Annotated in this window: 13 protein-coding genes and 5 pseudogenes; 10 read left to right on the top strand and 8 right to left on the bottom strand. The window is 67.1% G+C overall.

What is annotated here, in order from left to right; all coding sequences use genetic code 11:
* Positions 1-152: 152 nt before the first annotated feature.
* Positions 153-598, bottom strand: a pseudogene (locus ACQCSX_RS02470) (aldo/keto reductase); the annotation flags it as partial.
* A 22-nt stretch (positions 599-620) separates the two neighbouring features.
* Positions 621-1,648 (bottom strand): annotated as a pseudogene (locus ACQCSX_RS02465) (alcohol dehydrogenase catalytic domain-containing protein); the annotation flags it as partial.
* A 353-nt stretch (positions 1,649-2,001) separates the two neighbouring features.
* Here ACQCSX_RS02465 and arfB point away from each other — a divergent pair.
* Entirely contained in the window at positions 2,002-2,424 is a 423-nt protein-coding gene (arfB, locus tag ACQCSX_RS02460) for an alternative ribosome rescue aminoacyl-tRNA hydrolase ArfB (protein ID WP_427017504.1), read from the top strand.
* Positions 2,425-2,741: 317 nt separating this feature from the next.
* Entirely contained in the window at positions 2,742-3,839 is a 1,098-nt protein-coding gene (locus ACQCSX_RS02455) for a pyridoxal-phosphate-dependent aminotransferase family protein (protein ID WP_427017503.1), read from the top strand.
* Here the strand turns inward: ACQCSX_RS02455 and ACQCSX_RS02450 are convergent.
* Positions 3,836-4,054 (bottom strand): hypothetical protein, encoded by a 219-nt coding sequence (locus ACQCSX_RS02450; RefSeq protein WP_427017502.1) that lies wholly within the window; start codon positions 4,052-4,054, stop codon positions 3,836-3,838. The genes ACQCSX_RS02455 and ACQCSX_RS02450 overlap by 4 nt on opposite strands.
* Before the next feature lie 119 nt (positions 4,055-4,173).
* Between ACQCSX_RS02450 and ACQCSX_RS02445 the strand changes: the two are divergent.
* Together ACQCSX_RS02445 and ACQCSX_RS02440 are read left to right on the top strand one after the other, a co-directional pair.
* Positions 4,174-4,311: pseudogene (locus ACQCSX_RS02445) on the top strand (aminoacyl-tRNA hydrolase); the annotation flags it as partial.
* A 507-nt stretch (positions 4,312-4,818) separates the two neighbouring features.
* A complete protein-coding gene (locus ACQCSX_RS02440) occupies positions 4,819-5,256 on the top strand; it encodes a hypothetical protein (RefSeq protein ID WP_427017501.1) in 438 nt (145 codons plus the stop codon).
* A gap of 367 nt (positions 5,257-5,623) precedes the next feature.
* Here the strand turns inward: ACQCSX_RS02440 and ACQCSX_RS02435 are convergent, their stop codons facing one another.
* Complete coding sequence (locus tag ACQCSX_RS02435; protein WP_427017500.1) at positions 5,624-5,809, bottom strand: hypothetical protein; 186 nt, start codon at positions 5,807-5,809, stop codon at positions 5,624-5,626.
* A 310-nt stretch (positions 5,810-6,119) separates the two neighbouring features.
* On the opposite strand from ACQCSX_RS02435, the gene ACQCSX_RS02430 reads away from it, so the two are divergent.
* Positions 6,120-6,791: a DNA alkylation repair protein gene (locus ACQCSX_RS02430; protein ID WP_427017499.1), complete on the top strand. Its 672-nt coding sequence runs from the start codon at positions 6,120-6,122 to the stop codon at positions 6,789-6,791.
* 138 nt (positions 6,792-6,929) lie between these two features.
* Here ACQCSX_RS02430 and ACQCSX_RS02425 read toward each other — a convergent pair.
* From ACQCSX_RS02425 to ACQCSX_RS02415, 3 genes and pseudogenes are all read right to left on the bottom strand, one after another.
* Positions 6,930-7,382: pseudogene (locus ACQCSX_RS02425) on the bottom strand (CoA-transferase).
* Between the two features lie 163 nt (positions 7,383-7,545).
* A complete protein-coding gene (locus tag ACQCSX_RS02420; RefSeq protein ID WP_427017498.1) occupies positions 7,546-8,802 on the bottom strand; it encodes an FAD-dependent oxidoreductase in 1,257 nt (418 codons plus the stop codon).
* On the bottom strand, positions 8,795-10,123 hold the full coding sequence (locus ACQCSX_RS02415; RefSeq protein WP_427017497.1) for an MFS transporter: 1,329 nt from the start codon (positions 10,121-10,123) through the stop codon (positions 8,795-8,797). The genes ACQCSX_RS02420 and ACQCSX_RS02415 overlap by 8 nt, the downstream gene beginning before the upstream one ends.
* 48 nt (positions 10,124-10,171) lie before the next feature.
* On the opposite strand from ACQCSX_RS02415, the gene ACQCSX_RS02410 reads away from it, so the two are divergent.
* From ACQCSX_RS02410 to ACQCSX_RS02390, 5 genes are all read left to right on the top strand, one after another.
* Positions 10,172-10,993, top strand: coding sequence for an IclR family transcriptional regulator (locus tag ACQCSX_RS02410; protein ID WP_427017496.1), 822 nt, complete (start codon positions 10,172-10,174; stop codon positions 10,991-10,993).
* 128 nt (positions 10,994-11,121) lie between these two features.
* Positions 11,122-12,255 carry a cupin domain-containing protein gene (locus ACQCSX_RS02405; RefSeq protein ID WP_427017495.1) on the top strand — a complete coding sequence of 378 codons (1,134 nt, stop codon included), beginning with the start codon at positions 11,122-11,124 and terminating at the stop codon, positions 12,253-12,255.
* Positions 12,252-13,073 carry a fumarylacetoacetate hydrolase family protein gene (locus ACQCSX_RS02400; protein WP_427017494.1) on the top strand — a complete coding sequence of 274 codons (822 nt, stop codon included), beginning with the start codon at positions 12,252-12,254 and terminating at the stop codon, positions 13,071-13,073. The genes ACQCSX_RS02405 and ACQCSX_RS02400 overlap by 4 nt, the downstream gene beginning before the upstream one ends.
* Positions 13,073-13,843: a maleylpyruvate isomerase family mycothiol-dependent enzyme gene (locus ACQCSX_RS02395; RefSeq protein ID WP_427017493.1), complete on the top strand. Its 771-nt coding sequence runs from the start codon at positions 13,073-13,075 to the stop codon at positions 13,841-13,843. The genes ACQCSX_RS02400 and ACQCSX_RS02395 overlap by 1 nt, the downstream gene beginning before the upstream one ends.
* Positions 13,844-14,034: 191 nt before the next feature.
* Positions 14,035-14,445 (top strand): CocE/NonD family hydrolase C-terminal non-catalytic domain-containing protein, encoded by a 411-nt coding sequence (locus ACQCSX_RS02390; RefSeq protein ID WP_427017492.1) that lies wholly within the window; start codon positions 14,035-14,037, stop codon positions 14,443-14,445.
* Between the two features lie 114 nt (positions 14,446-14,559).
* Here ACQCSX_RS02390 and treZ read toward each other — a convergent pair.
* A pseudogene (treZ, locus tag ACQCSX_RS02385) lies at positions 14,560-16,343 on the bottom strand (malto-oligosyltrehalose trehalohydrolase).
* Between the last annotated feature and the right edge of the window lie 49 nt (positions 16,344-16,392).

The raw sequence follows: 16,392 nt of genomic DNA, 5'->3' as shown, positions 1-16,392 counted from the left end.
ACGAACGGAGGTACAAGGCCCGCAAAAATCACGAACCAGATCTCCGGCGATCAGAAAGGAGACCCCCAGCGGGCCGCCAAAGGCCCCGGAAAGGTGCGACAGCCAAACCCGCGGCCCCGAATTGCCCCTTGTTCAGCGCCCTCCTAGGTCAGCTCGCGCAGCGACGCCAGGTGGTTCGGCATGAAGTTGCTGACGCCGATGGCGCGCACGCGGCCGTCCGCCAGCAGCTGCTCCAGGGCCCGGTAGGCGTCGATCGTCCTGTCGAATTCTCCGGGCAGTGGCTGGTGGAGGATGACCAGGTCCAGCTGGTCGCCGCCGAGCTTGCCGGCACTCTTCTCGAACGCGTGCAGCGTCTGCTCGTAGCCGTAGTCGCTGATCCACACCTTGGTCTCGAGAAATATCTCGGAACGGTGGATGCCCGATCGGCGGATGCCCTCCCCCACCTCGCGCTCATTGCCGTACGCTGCGGCCGTATCAATGGGGCGGTGCCGGTCCCCAAGGCGGTCGCAACCGCGTCCACGGTGGCCTCGGGCGGAGTCTGGAAGACGCCGAGCCCGATGGCGGGCAGAACGGCGCCGTTGTTGAGTGTGATGTTCATGGTTGCTTTGATCCTTTGGTTCCGGGCGGACAAATACTTTGAGGGCTTCGCGGTCCGCCATGGCCTGGTAGCCGGCGGGGGCGTCGTCCAGGCCAATGGTGTGGTCGAAGGCGCTGCCCGGTTCGATGGTTCCGTCCAGCACGAGCGGCAGCAGCTCGTCGATGTATGCCCGGGTCGGCGCGCCGCCGCCGGTGAGCGTGATGTTGCGCATGAATTCGGCGAAGCCAAGCGGCACCTCGGAGAACTGCGGTGCGCCGACGCGGCTGATGACGCCGCCGTCGCGGACGACGCCGATCGCCATCTCGATTGCCGGATTGAGGCCGACGGCCTCGAGCACCACGTGGGTTCCATCGCCGTTGGTGAGCTCCTTGCCCTTGGCGATGCCCTCGTCGCCGCGCCCGGTTGCGACGTCCGTGGCACCGAACACGCGGCCGAGGTCCGTGCGGGCCTGGTGGCGGCCCATGAGGATGATGCGCGAAGCGCCCATGAGCTCGGCGGCGACTACGGCGCAGAGGCCCACTGCGCCGTCGCCGATCACGGTGACCGTTTGGCCTGGCAGGATGCCGGCCTTCTTGGCCGTGTGGTACCCGGTCGACATGACATCGGAGAGGCTCAGCAGCGACGGGACCAGCCTCTCATCGAAGCCTGCGGGACCACGACGAGGGTGCCCGCTGCCTGCGGCACGCGGGCGTATTCGCCCTGGCCGCCGTCGTCGTGGCCGCCCCAATGGGCGCCGTGGCGGCAGGAGGTCTGCAGGCCCTCCCGGCAGAAATCGCAGGTGCCGTCGGAGGCGACGAACGGGGCAATGAAGAAATCACCCACGGCCAAGCCGGCCACCCCTGCGCCGAGCTCCTTGACGATGCCGACGAACTCATGGCCCATCCGGGCTCCTTCGGCTGACGCCGGCCTGGAGGCGTACGGCCACAGGTCGCTGCCACAGATGCAGCCGGCAACAATGCGCACGATCGCGTCGGTGGGATCCTGGATGCTGGGATGGGGAACGGTTTCAACGCGCACGTCGCCGGCGCCGTACATCAGTGTTGCTCGCATGCTGGGGTTCCTTACAAAGTTGTGGACCAGGTTCCAGTCAACATCCGCGACGCGTTTCGTGGGAGTCTCTGCTGTTAAAGGTAATGGCACCTCCCTTCTGCTGCCATCCCGGTGGCCGAAGCCGCTCTTCCTGCCTCGCTGGCGGATACGCCCGACTCATAACCCGGGAGAAGCACATGGCACTGGCCCGTCGGGAGCCCCCCCACCCGACGGTTCGGTTTTCGGCCCAAGTCCGCGCCCGGGCCAATGGCTCTGGACCGGTTGTCCGGTATCCGTGCGTCCATGCCGCTTGCAGCTTCCCGGCAAGCCCACGCGCCCCAGCACCCGTGGTCGCATCGTGCAATGCTTGGTGCATGGATCTGGAGGTGTCGCCCGCGCTCGCGATTCCCGCCTCGGAACTCCGCTGGCGGTTCTCGCGGTCGTCCGGGCCGGGCGGGCAGCACGTGAACACCTCGGACAGCCGCGTCGAGCTCTCGTGGAACGTTGCTGCCTCGGCTGTGCTCTCCGAGGGACAGCGGACGATGCTGGCCAGACGGCTCGGACGACGCCTCATCACCGGAGTGGTCACCGTGACCGCCTCCGAGCAGCGCTCCCAGCTGCGCAACCGCGAGATCGCCCTGGCCAAACTCGCCGAACTCATCACCGCCGGGCTTGCCCCCGATGCCGCCCAACGCCGTCCGACCAAGCCCACCCGGGCTTCGAACCGTCGGCGCCTCGCCGCCAAGGACCAGCGGTCGGCAACGAAACGGCAACGTCAACGTCCCTCCGCCGAGTAGCAACACCCCTCTTCCGTCTCCCGTTCCGGACGCCCCGGCGGGGACTGATGCCCGGCAATCACTGCCACGCAGCATCCCCATGGTCAAAATCCTGGCAAAACCTCCCACTTCCGCCCCTCCGCCAGCAGAGTACAGCCTGCGCGCCTGGGCGTATTCGCACCGGCTGCGACGGTTTTCCCAACATCACCCGTGAACTGATGGCGCGAGGCGGGACGAGAGTGACATCATCAGGATCCTGTACGGAAGTTTCATCGACTTCTGTTCGGGTAGTGGGTTGAGCCGGGAGCCGGCGGGGCGGCCGCAACGAAGGAGTGCCAATGCCAGACATTTTGACCTCACGGTTCCTGTTCGGTCCGGGACCGAGCAACTGCTACCCGGAGGTGACCGCCGCGTTGGCATATCCGGTGATTGGGCACCTGGACCCGGTCTTCATCGAACGGCTCGAGAACACCTGCGCGGGCCTCCGCACCGTCTGGGGCACCAGCAACGCCCGCACGCTGCCCTTGAGCGCCACCGGTTCCGGCGGGATGGAAGCGGCCTTCGTGAACACAGTGGCCGACGGCGATGTGGCAGTGATCGCCGTCAATGGCCTCTTCGGTGAGCGCATGTGTGAGGTGGCCCGCCGTTGCGGCGCGACGGTGGTTCGGGTCGACCACGACTGGGGCCAACCCATCGACGTCGAACGCGTGCTGGCGGCCCACCCGCAACCAAAGGTGATTGCGGCCGTCCACGCCGAAACCTCAACGGGAGTCCTGTCCGACATCGCATCGCTCGGACAGAACAAGGGGGATGCGCTGCTGATAGTCGACGCCGTGACGTCCATCGGCGGGCTGGAAGTCACGGCGGACGACTGGGGAATCGACGTCGGCTATGCCTGCACACAGAAATGCCTCGGCGTGCCGCCGGGGTTATCGCCCTTCACGGTGTCGGCCCGAGCCTTCGAACGAAGGATTAAGGATCCCCGCTCCTGGTACCTGGACATCGGCCTGCTCGGCGGTTACGTCGGGGCCGTCGGCGGCAGCGGCCGGACCTACCACCACACGGCGCCGGTCTCCATGATCGCCGGCCTCGAGGCGGGTTTGCACAGGATCCTGGCCGAGGGGCTGGCGGCTGTCCAGGCCCGCCACCGCGCGGCAGCGGCCGCGTTGCAGGCGGGGCTCCAGGAGATGGGTCTTGAGCTGTTCGCGGCCGAGGGCCACCGGCTGCCCAGCCTTACCACCGTCAAGGTCCCCGACGGCGTCGACTCAGCGGCCGTACGGCGCTATCTTCTGGAGTATTTCAGCATCGAGATCGGCGCTGGCGCCGGCTTCTATGCTTCCAGCCTCTGGCGGATCGGAATGATGGGCCCCAATGCAAATGCCGCGTCGGTGACTCTGGTGCTGGGGGCCCTCAAGGAAGCCATCGCCTCTGCCTAGCCACAGACTCTCCGGGAAAACACTGATTCGAGCGGGTTCAGATCACCATGAACGGCAAGCGGGCCGCCGTGTTGATCGGTTCTGAGGACTTTGAGCTGGAGCAGCCCAAAATAATGCCGGACGCGACCGACTACCGCGCCGCCAAGGCCGACGACGTCGTAGACGGCTTGTTCGTGGACTGCGTTGTCCGGATGGCCCACCGTAGGCAGGTCCATAGATAGGCCTTGAATTGCTCACCATTGGCCTGCATGCCAACCCGTTCACGGGGCGCTGGCTCTAGCCTTGCTGCCAAGAATGCGGGGGCAGTCCCCGACACATATCCGCGCCCGAGCCCATGATTCCCGCATCGGAACTCCGCTGGCGGTCGTCCGGGCCGGGCGGGCAGCACGCGAACACCTCGGACAGCCGCGTCGAGCTCTCGTGGAACGTTGCCGGCTCGGCTGCGCTCTCCGATGGACAGCGGGCGACACTGGCATCGGACGTGGACGGCTGGGCGTAGATATCGCCCCCGCCGGCTGTGCGCCCTTGGAGGGTCAAGCCGTCCAGGGTGTGGTTGCCTGCCTGGGCGCCGGGGCCACAGTCGTAGTCGCGGCCGGAGAACTGCACTCTGGACTGGACTTCCCGTGGCCACAAGGCCCAGTCGGAAGTTTGCTGGTGAACAGTCCACAGCCGGACACCAATGGTGGTTGCGGCCATGGCCGCAAGGGCCAACGACAACAGGATTCGGATGCGCCGGCCCATGGGGCAACAATCCCGGAACGTGGAACAGGGGTCAACACTTTCCCAAAAGTGCCTCCGGCGTGAAACGTCGTCCGTAGATGCGTGGGATGCGAAGCAGAAGGGTTTCCCGTCAGTCGTGGCAGGGAACGGGTCCGCAGGGAACGCCTAACAGCCCATGTAAATACTTTGAGCGCTGGGCAGGCCTTGCGGCCGCGGTTTGGTGTAGCCTCGGGGGAATCGACAGCTTGGGGGCCGCGACATGAGACGTTATCCTGTTCCACTCATTGCCGCCGTAATCGGCGCCTCGCTGCTGGTGGGCGGCTGCTCCAGCCAGGCTGGGCTGAAGGTTTTGGACCGCGCCTCGACACCTGAAGACAAGCTGCCGGCAGGTGTCACCCTCCCACAAGAAGTGAACGCGGACAGTGCGCGCCTGCTCGCCACCAAGGACGACGTCAAGTATTTCGCAGCCGAAAACGACGATGTGACTGTGGCCTGCGTGGCCGTCGTCCCGCCAGGCGATGTGCCCCAGTGGATTGCGGGCTGCAGCGGCCTGAACGTCACCGGCCGGATCGTTGAGGTCTCGGGGCTGGGCGGTGCATCGTCCACGATGCTGGTCACGGACGGCTTCGACACCCGGGCGCTGGAATTGGACGGGTGGGCCAAGCTCACCGAAAACATTCTCGTCGCAGGGCGCTAGCGGGTCCGCTCCACCGGACGTCGCAATGCCGGGCGGTTGGCGGGCAAGGTTGTTGCGGCGACGTGGACTCGGGAGCCGCTGGAATCGTCAAGGTCGTCCGCCTTCGCTCAGCCGGCAAGGGCCACGGCCCACAACCCCTGTAGGAAATCTCCCCGCCAACGGTCCGAGGAGTGAGATGCCCTTGCTGCAAGACGAACCCCGAACGAGCGCTTTTTCGGACGGGGCGAGTGCGACACTGCGGGACCCGCGCGGTCCGTTTCGCGGGGCGCTTCACATGCTTCACCCTGCGAAACCGGAAGTGCCGCCGCAACGTGGTGTTGCGGCGGCACTTCCGGTCCGGCTGCAGGCTCTACCCGATGTGGGCCACTTAGTCGCCGGACATGCCGTCGGCCACGCTGACAGTGAACTGGTTGGGACCGCTCCGGGTGACCCTGACCCGGTCCTTCGGGGCGTTCGCCCTGGCGGAAACGTGGCTGATGGCCGTTTCCAGTGTGTGGTCGATCGTTGCGTGGTCCCAGATCTTGAGGGTCATGGAGTGCGATTCAAAGCTCATGCGCCGTTGCCTTCTTTGATTGTTTTCCGGCCACCTCGTCGTTGAGGCAGCGGCTTAACCCTATGTGAAGGTGCGTTCCCAGCGGGTCGAACTGTGACCGACGGCACAGTGCGGACAGGGCCGGGAGGAATCCGCCATCAGTGGCGCCAACCAAACCCTGCAGTGAATGTCGGCCTCTTCACCGATCAGTGGAGGGTGCCGCGCGGTGGCCATCGCACCCGCCGCATCGTGGACATGCGTTTGTTGACCATCTGGTCGATCGTGCTTTCCCAGTAGGCTGAATCCCACACGTGATGGACAGGAGGCTGAGGTGGCAGAGACGACGGTGGCCAAGGTGATGGCCGAGCTGGCCGCACTGGAGGACCCGAAGGCACGCGAGGTGAACGAGAAACACGGTGACGATCACGGTGTGAACCTCAGCAAACTGCGAGAGCTCGCGAAACGGCTGAAGACGCAGCAGGAACTCGCGCGCCAGCTCTGGGAGCGGGATGACACCGCGGCGAGACTGCTGGCGATCCTGATCTGCCGTCCGAAGGCGTTCGAGCGTGACGAGTTGGACGCCATGTTGCGCGAGGCGCGCACCCCGAAGGTGCACGACTGGCTCGTGAACTACGTGGTGAAGAAGAATCCGCACTCCGAAGAGCTGCGCCTGGCCTGGTCCGCCGATCCGGATCCAGTGGTCGCCAGTGCCGGCTGGGCGCTGACCACCGAACGCGTGGCAAAGAAGCCTGAGGGGCTCGACCTTGCAGGACTGCTCGACGTCATCGAGGCGGAGATGAGAGAGGCCCCGGATCGGCTGCAGTGGGCAATGAACCACTGCCTGGCCCAGATCGGGATCGAGCATGCCGAGCACCGTGCCCGTGCCATCGACCTCGGTGAGCGCCTGGAGGTGCTCAAGGACTACCCGACTCCGCCGAACTGCACCTCGCCGTTCGCGCCCATCTGGATCACCGAGATGGTGCGCCGACGGCACGGCACGTAGGAAGGCTCGCGCTTACGCTCGTGCCGTTGCCCCGTCGGAACGCGGCACATCGAGATCCCTGGCCGCCCCGAGCGCTCCCTGTCCGGCCGTGTCCGACGTCATGCGCGCAGCAGCACCATATCCATCCGTTCCTGCAGTTCAGGCAAGGGTGGCCCCGAAGGTCTCACGGACGCGCACGCCGTCGGGCCCGGTCAGGAACATGGCCTTGTCCGTGTAGACGCGCCGCACGCAGCCCACCCCCGTCAGCGGGTAGGTGCATTCGGGACGAGCTTCGATTGCCCGTTCTGGGTGAACAGGGACATCATCATGTAGACCTCCTTCGCCCCGGTCGCCAAATCCCCGGTGGTGGAAGTACGAGGTGCCGGCGAGCTCGGTGACGGGGATCTTCCCGGCGTTGATCAGGTCGCAGTCGATCTCCTCCCCCACGGCCACCGGGCCCATGCCGAGCATGCCGTTCTCGGTGTGGAGCGTGATGTTCTGCTTCGGCACCAGGTAGTTCGAGACCAGTGTGGGCTGGCCGATGCCGAGGTTCACGAAGGAGCCCGGCGCGCTGCGGACGGCAGGACAGAACTGAGCCAACGCGCGCCGCAGCTGCCGACTGAGGGCATCCGGCCACCGATCGGCGGGGCGCGGACCGAGTAAGCCCCGCCTGAATTGACGGCATCGGCACCGTCCACAGCCGAAAAGGCCAGGTCCCCCTCTGGACGAGGGGACCTGGCCTCTTAGGCGCGGTACGGAATGGGGCACGCCCAAGTCAGGCAGAAATCCTCTCGGCCTGACGGGAGTGGGCCGCTTCAACGCTCGGGACGCCGTCGCCGTTCTGGCCGTACAGCCAGTCGTTGTACTGGAAGTCGTTGTCCTTCCGGCTCTTGAAGAGCAGGTTCCGCAGTGTCCGGGCCAGTCCGGAGACGTGCCAGGATTCGCCCCAGATGCGGGCGGTGCGCTGGACCCGGGCGGTCCGGCCGGCTCGGAGGTTGTTGAACTCCTTGATGGCGCCGTCCCAGGCTTCCGGGCGAATGCCGTCCGGGGTGAACACGGTGCCGCGGCTGACGTCCTGCAGCACGGCCGCGTCTTCGAGCGCCTGGCAGGCACCCTGGGCGAGGTACTGGAGCATCGGGTGGGCGGCGTCGCCCATCAGCACCATCCGGCCGGCAACCCAGTTCTCGATCGGGTCGCGGTCGTACATGGGCCAGCGCATGCCGGTGCCCAGGTTTGTCAGCGCTTCCCGGACGGCCGGGACGCAGTCCTTGTACGCGGCCTCAAGCTCATCCACTCCCCCGTACTGCTCTTCACCGCGTTCGAAGGAGGCGGACTTGAAGACGGCCACGGTGTTCAGCAGCTCGCCCTTGCGCAGCGGGTACTGCACCAGGTGGCAGTTCGGCCCAAGGTAGACGATGACGTCCTCGAGGTCGGCCTTGGGCGTGTTTTCCGTGATCGGCACGGTGCCACGGTAAGCCACGTAGGCCGAGGGGACCGGCTCGTCGTTGGCCACGAGCGGACGCAGGGTGGACTTGAGCCCGTCGGCGCCGATCACGACGTCGGCCTCGTAGTCCACGCCGGCCGCGGTGTGGGCCACACCGCGGCCGTTCACGGTTTCAACGCTCTCAACCATGACGTCGTTGACAAGCGTGACACCCGCTGCGTCGCAACCTTCAAGCAGGATCCGGTGCAGGTCGCTGCGGTGGATCACAATGTACGGCGCACCGTAGCGTTCCTCGAATTCGCCGCCCAGCGTCTGGCGTGTGAGTTCCTCACCGGTGATGGCATCGCGGAAGACCAGGTGTTTGGGCTGGACGCCGATTTCCCGCGCCTTGTCCAGCAGGCCCCAGCGCTTCAGGACCCGGGATGCGTTGGGGGCCATCTGCAGCCCCGCGCCGACCTCGCCGAATTCGGGGGCCCGCTCCACGAGGGTGACTTTGGCGCCGTTTTCACGCAGTGCCAGGGCTCCGGCCAGTCCGGCCATCCCCCCTCCGATGACGAGGACATCGGTGGACTTGGCGTGCTCAGACATGGCTTGCTCCTTGGGAGATAGAAAGTTTGGACTTCAGTTTGAGGCCGACGGCGGCCAGCAGGACCGCGGCAACCGCGGCTGCACCGGCGAAGGCGAGGAAATTGGAATTGACGCCCAGCCCGGCAGCCAGCAGGAGGCCACCAACCTGGGGGGCGGCGACGGCGCCAATGCGGCCGCTACCCAGAGCCCAGCCCAGCGCGGTCCCCCGCAGGTGCCCGGGATAGTGGCTTGCCACGGCGGCGATGATGAGGCATTGGGTGCCATGCGTGCCGACGCCGGCGAGGACCAGCATGAGGTAGACGACGGCGACAGGCGGGCCTGTGACGAGGACCAGAAGCGCCCCGGCGGCGACGACGGCCGCGGCGATGGCGGTCGGGACCGGACCGAAGCGGGTTCCGGCCCAGGCCGTGATGACCGAGCCGGCCACGGCACCCAGGTTGAGGGCCAGGGCGAAGGTCAGAGCGGAACCCAGGTTGTAGCCGGCCAGCTGCATGAGGTTGGGCAGCCAGGTGCCCAACCCGTACCAGGCGAACAACGTCGCGATCGTTGCCAGGGCGAACAGCAGGCTGACCCCCAGGTACGGGGCGCGGAGCAGGGATTTGAAACCGGACTGCCCGCTGCCCGTGCCGGCTGCCTTGCGAGCGGCCGTGTCGGCGGCGCTGGCCGGAGCCAGCGTCTCCGGGAGGTATTTCAGGCCGAGCGGAACCACTACCACCAGGGCCAGCGCGGCCACCAGGAACATGGACTCCCAACCAAAGGCCGGGATCAGCCCGATGCCGACGAGGGCAGCAATGGATCCGCCGATCGGGACGCCGGACATCATCAAGGTGGCAACGATGGACCGCCGCTTGGCGGGGACCAGTTCTGCAACGAGTGCGTTGGCCGAGGGCACCAGGCCGCCGAGACCGATGCCGGCGATAAGCCGCGCTGCGCCGAAGACGGCGGCGTTGGGTGCGAAGGCGCAGAGGATGGTGAAGATGGAGAAGATGATGGCGCACCAGAGGATGGTGCGGCGGCGGCCCCAGGAGTCGGCCATGCGGCCGGCGACGATGGCGCCGATCATCATGCCAAGGAATGCCATGGAGCCGATGGTTCCGGCGGTGGCCTTCGTCAGGCCCCACCCTGCTTCGGCGATCAACGAAGACTGGACGGTGCCGTAGACGATCAGATCGTAGCCATCGAAGACCACCAATAGCCAGCAGACGATGACGGCCGCGGCAGAGGCTTTGGAGAACCGTGGTGCGGGCCCATCGGTGGCTATCGGGCCGGATGTCCCCTGCGGGGACCATTGTGGCGCTTCAGCGGAAGGTATGTGACTCATGCCACTACTGTCGTAGCCGTCACAGGTTAACCACAATATAATTCTGATGTGCAGAACAACCTAGATTTCACGTCAGTCCGGAGGCCCGCACAAAAACGGCCGACCTATCCCATCGAGGCAGTCGACAATGCGCTCCAGCTCGTCCAGTTGCTTCGCGACGGTGGTGCGCTGCGGCTCAAGGACGCCGCCGCGGAGTTGGGCGTGGCCCCGTCCACCGCCCACCGCCTCATGGCAATGCTGGTCTACCGAGGATTCGCCGTGCAGGATGAAACCCGCCGCTATGTGCCGGGCCCGGCGATGGGCGTCGGACCGGCCGGGCTCAGCTGGACCAGGCTGCTGCGCTCGATCGCCCAGCCGCACATGGAGCTGCTCTCCGCGCAACTGAACGAGACAGTCAACCTCATGGTGCGGGTGGGTACGAAAGTGCGCTTCCTTTCCACGGTGGAAGGGGAGAGTGTTGTGCGGGTTGGTGACAGGCAAGGGACGGTGATGCCGGCCGACAAGACCTCAGGCGGCAAGGCCATGCTCGCCGAACTGGAACCGACCATGATCGAGACGCTCTTCCGCAGCAACAATGCCGAGATTGGCGGAGACACCATTGCGGACGCGGAGTACCCGGCATTCCTGCGCGAGCTTGAATCCGTTCGCAGGAACGGCTTCGCCGCCAATTTCGAAGGCACGGAAGACGGCGTGAGCGCCCTCGGTGTTGCCTTGCACAATGGGCGCGGGCACGTCGTCGGCGCGCTCAGCGTCGCCACTCCGGCACCTCGCTTCCGCAAGGTCTTCGATGCCGGGCTCGTCCCGGCAATCCGGGAAACCCGCCGCCAGCTTGAGATCGACATTGCGGCGAATCCCGCCCACGCCGATTGACAACGTCCCGGCCTTTGGGCCGGTATTGGGAATAGATTCTGGCCAGCAGAATATGTTGGAAGTCACATCCGGGTCTCCGTAGAGTCGAGGCACGCCGCAGAAGTGTCCACACCTACCGAGGAGGCCCCGTGTCCATCAACGCCGAGCACACGACCCACGAATCAGTTGCCGCCGCGCACACGGTTCCCGAGCACACGCCCCAGGAGGCCGCCGCGCTGGAGGAGCTGTACCGCGACTTCAAGAGCGAAAACCTCATCCCGCTGTGGACCGAGATCGCGGACCTGATGCCGATGGTCCCCACCCCGAAGGCCGTCCCGCACGTCTGGCGCTGGTCCGAGCTGTACCCGTTGGCCGCGAGGGCCGGGGACCTTGTCCCGGTCGGCCGGGGCGGGGAGCGCCGCGCCATCGCCCTGGCCAACCCCGGCCTGCCCGGCACCCCCTACGCCACCCCCACCCTGTGGGCCGCGATCCAGTACCTCGGCGCCCGCGAGACCGCCCCGGAGCACCGCCACTCGCAGAACGCGTTCCGTTTCGTCGTTGAGGGCGAGGGCGTCTGGACAGTCGTCAACGGTGACCCGGTGCGGATGTCCCGCGGCGACTTCCTCCTGACCCCGGGCTGGAACTTCCACGGACACCACAACGACACCGACGAGCCAATGGCCTGGATCGACGGGCTGGACATCCCGTTCGTGCACTACGCCGACGCCGGCTTCTTCGAGTTCGGCACCGAGCGCGTCACCGACGAATCCACCCCGGACATCTCCCGCTCCGAACGGCTCTGGGCGCACCCGGGCCTGCGCCCGCTCTCCGGCCTAGAGAACACCACCAGCTCCCCCATCGCCGCGTACCGCTGGGAACACACCGACCGGGCCCTGGCCGAGCAGCTGCTGCTCGAGGACGAGGGCCACCCCGCCACCGTCTCCCAGGGCCACGCCGCGGTCCGCTTCAGCAACCCCACCACCGGCGGGGACGTAATGCCGACCATCCGGGCCGAGTTCCACCGGCTGCGGCCCGGCGCCGGCACCGAGCCCCTGCACGAGGTCGGCTCCAGCGTCTGGCAGGTCTTCGACGGCTCCGGCTCCGTGGTTTTGAACGGCGAAACCAAGGATCTGGCCAAGGGCGACCTCTTCGTCGTCCCGTCCTGGGCCCAATGGTCCCTGCAGGCCGAGACGGAGTTTGACCTCTTCCGCTTCAGCGACGCCCCCATTTTCGAACGGCTGAACTTCACCCGCACCTACACCGAAGGACGTACCACCAAATGAGACTCCTCACCCTCCGCACCGCAACTGGAACCACGGCCGTCCGCCAGGACGGCGGCACCCTGGTCGAGATCGACGGCTTCGCCGATGTCGGGGCCCTGCTGAAGGACTCCTCCTGGGAGTCCATCGCCAAGGCTGCCTCCGGCGCCACGCACCCGCTCGAGGGTGCGGACCTGGACGCCGTCGTCCCGTTCCCGGGGAAGATCATCTGCGTCGGGCACAACTACCGCAACCACATCAAGGAAATGGGCCGGGAAGTCCCCGAGTTCCCCACCCTGTTCGCCAAGTACGCCGAATCCCTGATCGGCCCCAACGACGACCTCGCCCTCCCGCAGGAATCCGACACCGTGGACTGGGAGGCCGAACTCGCCGTCGTGATCGGCAAGACCGGCCGCCGGATCAGCGAAGCCGACGCCCCCGCCCACATCGCGGGCTACGCCGTGCTCAACGATGTCTCCATGCGCGACTACCAGTTCCGCACCATCCAGTGGCTGCAGGGCAAGACCTGGGAGAAGTCCACCCCCTTCGGCCCCGCCCTGGTCACCAAGGACGAGTTCAACGGCGGCCTCATGACCTCCGCGGTCGACGGGGAAATCCAGCAGCAGACACCCACCAACGACGTCGTCTTCACCCCGGAGTTCCTGGTCTCCTACATCTCCACCATCGTCACGCTGAACCCGGGCGATGTCATCGCCACCGGCACCCCGGGAGGCGTGGGCCACGCCCAGGACCCCAAGCGCTACCTGCAGGAGGGCCAGCTGCTGGTCACCACCATCGAGGGCCTGGGGCAGCTGAGCAACCGCGTGGTCAAGGAAGCCTGATGGTTGCCCGCCACGACCAGACCACGGACCCGGACCTGCTCACGGCCCTGCTGCAGGCGCGGCGGGGCACGGCGTTTTTTGCCCGGAAGCTCAACGAACTCTCCGACGCAGACCTGGACGGGCCTTCCCTGCTGGCGGGCTGGTCGCGGCGGCACGTGGTGGCGCATGTTGGCTACAACGCCCGCGCCATCGCCCGGCTCATCGAGTGGGCCGCCACCGGGGTGGAAACCCCGATGTACCCCTCCCCGAAGGCCAGAGGCCACGAGATCGACTTTGGCGCCACCCTGAGCCCGATCGCGCTGCGAAACCTCTTCGACCATGCCGCCGTGCACCTGAACGTCGAATGGCGCGACCTGCCCGCGGACGCCTGGCGGCACCAGGTCAAAACTGCCCAGGGCCGCGTTGTCCCGGCCGCGGAGACCGTGTGGATGCGCACCCGCGAAGTCTGGATCCACGCCGTCGACCTGGACAACGGTGCCACGTTCGCCGACATCCCGGCCCCCGTGCTGGCCCGGCTGCTTGCAGACATCACGGGGGCCTGGCACACCCGCGGCACCGACACCGGGCTCATCATCCGGGCCTCCGGCCCATCCGGTGCCAACGGCGACGTTCTCACGTTCGGGGACACCGGCAATCCCGGCGCCGTCACCGTCGCCGGGGACCTGGCCGCCGTGGCCGCGTGGGCTGCCGGCCGCTCCGCCGACGGCGCCACCGCCACCACTGGCACCGGCCAGGCCGTCGGGGTGCCCGCAGCCCCTTCCTGGCTGTAAGCCCGAGAAGGCACCGACACTGCCCGGCCGGGGACCCTATTCCACGGCCGGTCGGTATCAGTGTGGTCATCGCTTCGCAGGTGGCGAGGGAATCGCGGATCCCCAGAAGCCGATGACCGAGGCGCAGCTGCCCAGCCGCTTCGAGGTCAGCCGGGCGCCCGCGCGGCAAGCTGTCCCCGGAGCCCGAACCGATGGGCGTTGGGTACACCGCCCCTGACGGTTTCTACCAGGCACCGTTGAGGGTGACCGACAAGGTGGAAGTCCTGTCCTGGAGCACCGACATGTTCGAAGAGGACACGGCGATGATCGGCACCGGTGCCGCGCACCTCTTTGCGGAAATCGATGCGGTCGACACCAACTTCATCCTGCGCCTCTGGGACACCTTCCCTAACGGCAAGCGCCAGCTGGCCACGACCGGCTACCTCAAGACCTCGCACCGCGAGCTCGACGACCGCACCACCGAGGGCAACCCCTTCCACCCGCAAACCCTTTCGGTGCCGGTGGAGCCGGGGAAGATCGAGGAGTACGTGGTGCGCCTCTACCCGTTCGCGAACACGTTCAAGCCGGGCCACCGCCTGGCGGCGGAAGGGCAGGCGAACTGACCCCCCTCGGGACGCAGGCCTCCGTCCGGCACGTCGCAAATGGGGCTCTTCTCGAGCCGGCAGCCACCGTCGGCGGCACGGAATAGCGCCTCGCGAAAGCCCCTCGATTCCTCCCTAGCCCGCCGTGATCGCCGCGCTGTACCCCGGCATTTCGAGCCCGGCGGAAGGGCCGCCCAGGGTGGGACGGATCCCGTCGTCGGTGGCAATCAGCAGGGTGGACCCCCGGCGGGGACTTGGCGCGCATCGGCAGAGAAGTTGAGCGCAACCTCCACTGCGCCCCGTTGGAGCACCAGCCATTTGCCCTCTTCACTGAACTCGACTGTGGAGTCGGCAAAACCGGAGCCGCTAAGCTCCGGCGTTGCCCGGCGCAGGGAGATCAAGCGCCGGTACAGCGCCAGCAGCCGCGCGTGGTCGCCCTCGGCAGCTTCGGACCAGTCGAGCTTGGACCGGGTGAAGGTCGCCGGATCCTGGGGGTCGGGGACGATGGCGGGATCCCAGCCCATCCGCTCGAATTCCTTGATCCGCCCCGCGGCGGTGGCCTCTCCCAGGTCCGGTTCCGGGTGGGACGTAAAGAACTGCCATGGCGTGCTTGCCCCGTATTCCTCCCCCATGAACAGCATCGGGGTGAAGGGGGACGCCAGGGTGGCGACGGCGGCAAGGGCCAGCTGCCCGTAGCCGAGCGTCTGGGACGGCCTGTCTCCGGTGGCGCGGTTGCCGATCTGGTCGTGGTTTTGGCTGCACACCACGAGCGCGGCAGGGTGCACCAGGGCCGGGTTGATGGGCCGGCCGTGGTGCCGGCCACGGAAGCTGGAGTAGCTGCCGTCGTGGAAGAAGCCGCGTTCCATGACTTTGGCGAGGGATCCCACGGAGTTGAAGTCCGCGTAGTAGCCGGTGGTCTCGCCGGTGATGTTGACGTGTACGGCATGGTGGAAGTCGTCGCTCCACTGTCCGGCGAGGCCGTAGCCGTTGGCGTCCCGCGGGTAGAGCAGCCGCGGGTTGTTCAGATCCGACTCCGCGATCATGGTGACCGGGCGGCCGGTTTCGGCGGCAACGGTGTCGGCAAGGGCGCCAAAATCCTCAAGCAGGTGCACCGCCCGCTCGTCTTTGAGGGCATGCACGGCGTCGAGCCGGAGCCCGTCCACGTGGTAGTCGCGCAGCCACATGGCGGCGTTGTCCAGGATGTAGCCGCGGACGGTGTCCGAGCCGGCGCCGTCCAGGTTGACGGAGTCGCCCCAGGTGTTGCCCTCCCCCGGTTTGAGGTACGGCCCAAAGCGGGGCAGATAGTTTCCGCTGGGGCCCAAGTGGTTGTAGACCACGTCCTGGATGACGCCGATCCCCGCGGTGTGGGCGGCGTCGACGAACCGCTGGTAGGCCGCCGGCCCGCCGTAGCCCTCGTGCACCGCGTACCAGAGGACGCCGTCGTATCCCCAGTTGTGAGTGCCGTTGAAGCCGTTGACCGGCAGCAGCTCCACGAAGTCGATGCCAAGCTCCGCCAGGTAGTCCAACTTGGCGGCCGCGGCATCCAGGGTGCCTTCGGGCGTGAAAGTGCCCAGATGCAGTTCGTAGATGACCGCTCCGGCCAGTCCGCGCCCCGGCCACCGCCCGTCCGCCCACGCATGGGCGGACGGGTCGAAGGTCCGTGACAGGGAGTGGACGCCCTCGGGCTGGCGCCGGGACCGGGGGTCCGGCAGGGGCGTGCTGTCCCCATCCATAAGGTAGCCGTAGGCGACCTCACCCTCGGCCGGGGCCCCGGCCGCCGTCCACCAGCCCTCGTTGCCGGCGCCATCCCCAGTGCGGCGGCTCATGGCGTATTCCCGGCCATCGGCCAGCAGCGCGACCGTGCCCGCTTCGGGCGCCCAGAGATCAAAGCGTTCGTTTCCTTGTGCACGCACAGTCATTCCAGCTTTCGTTCGGCTATCGGTGGTTCGCAACACGGCACATCCCCGC

Source organism: Pseudarthrobacter sp. P1, assembly GCF_050156935.1.
Lineage (GTDB): Bacteria > Actinomycetota > Actinomycetes > Actinomycetales > Micrococcaceae > Specibacter.
Note: the sequence above shows the minus strand (reverse complement) of the source record. Positions and strands in the feature narration are given on the sequence as shown.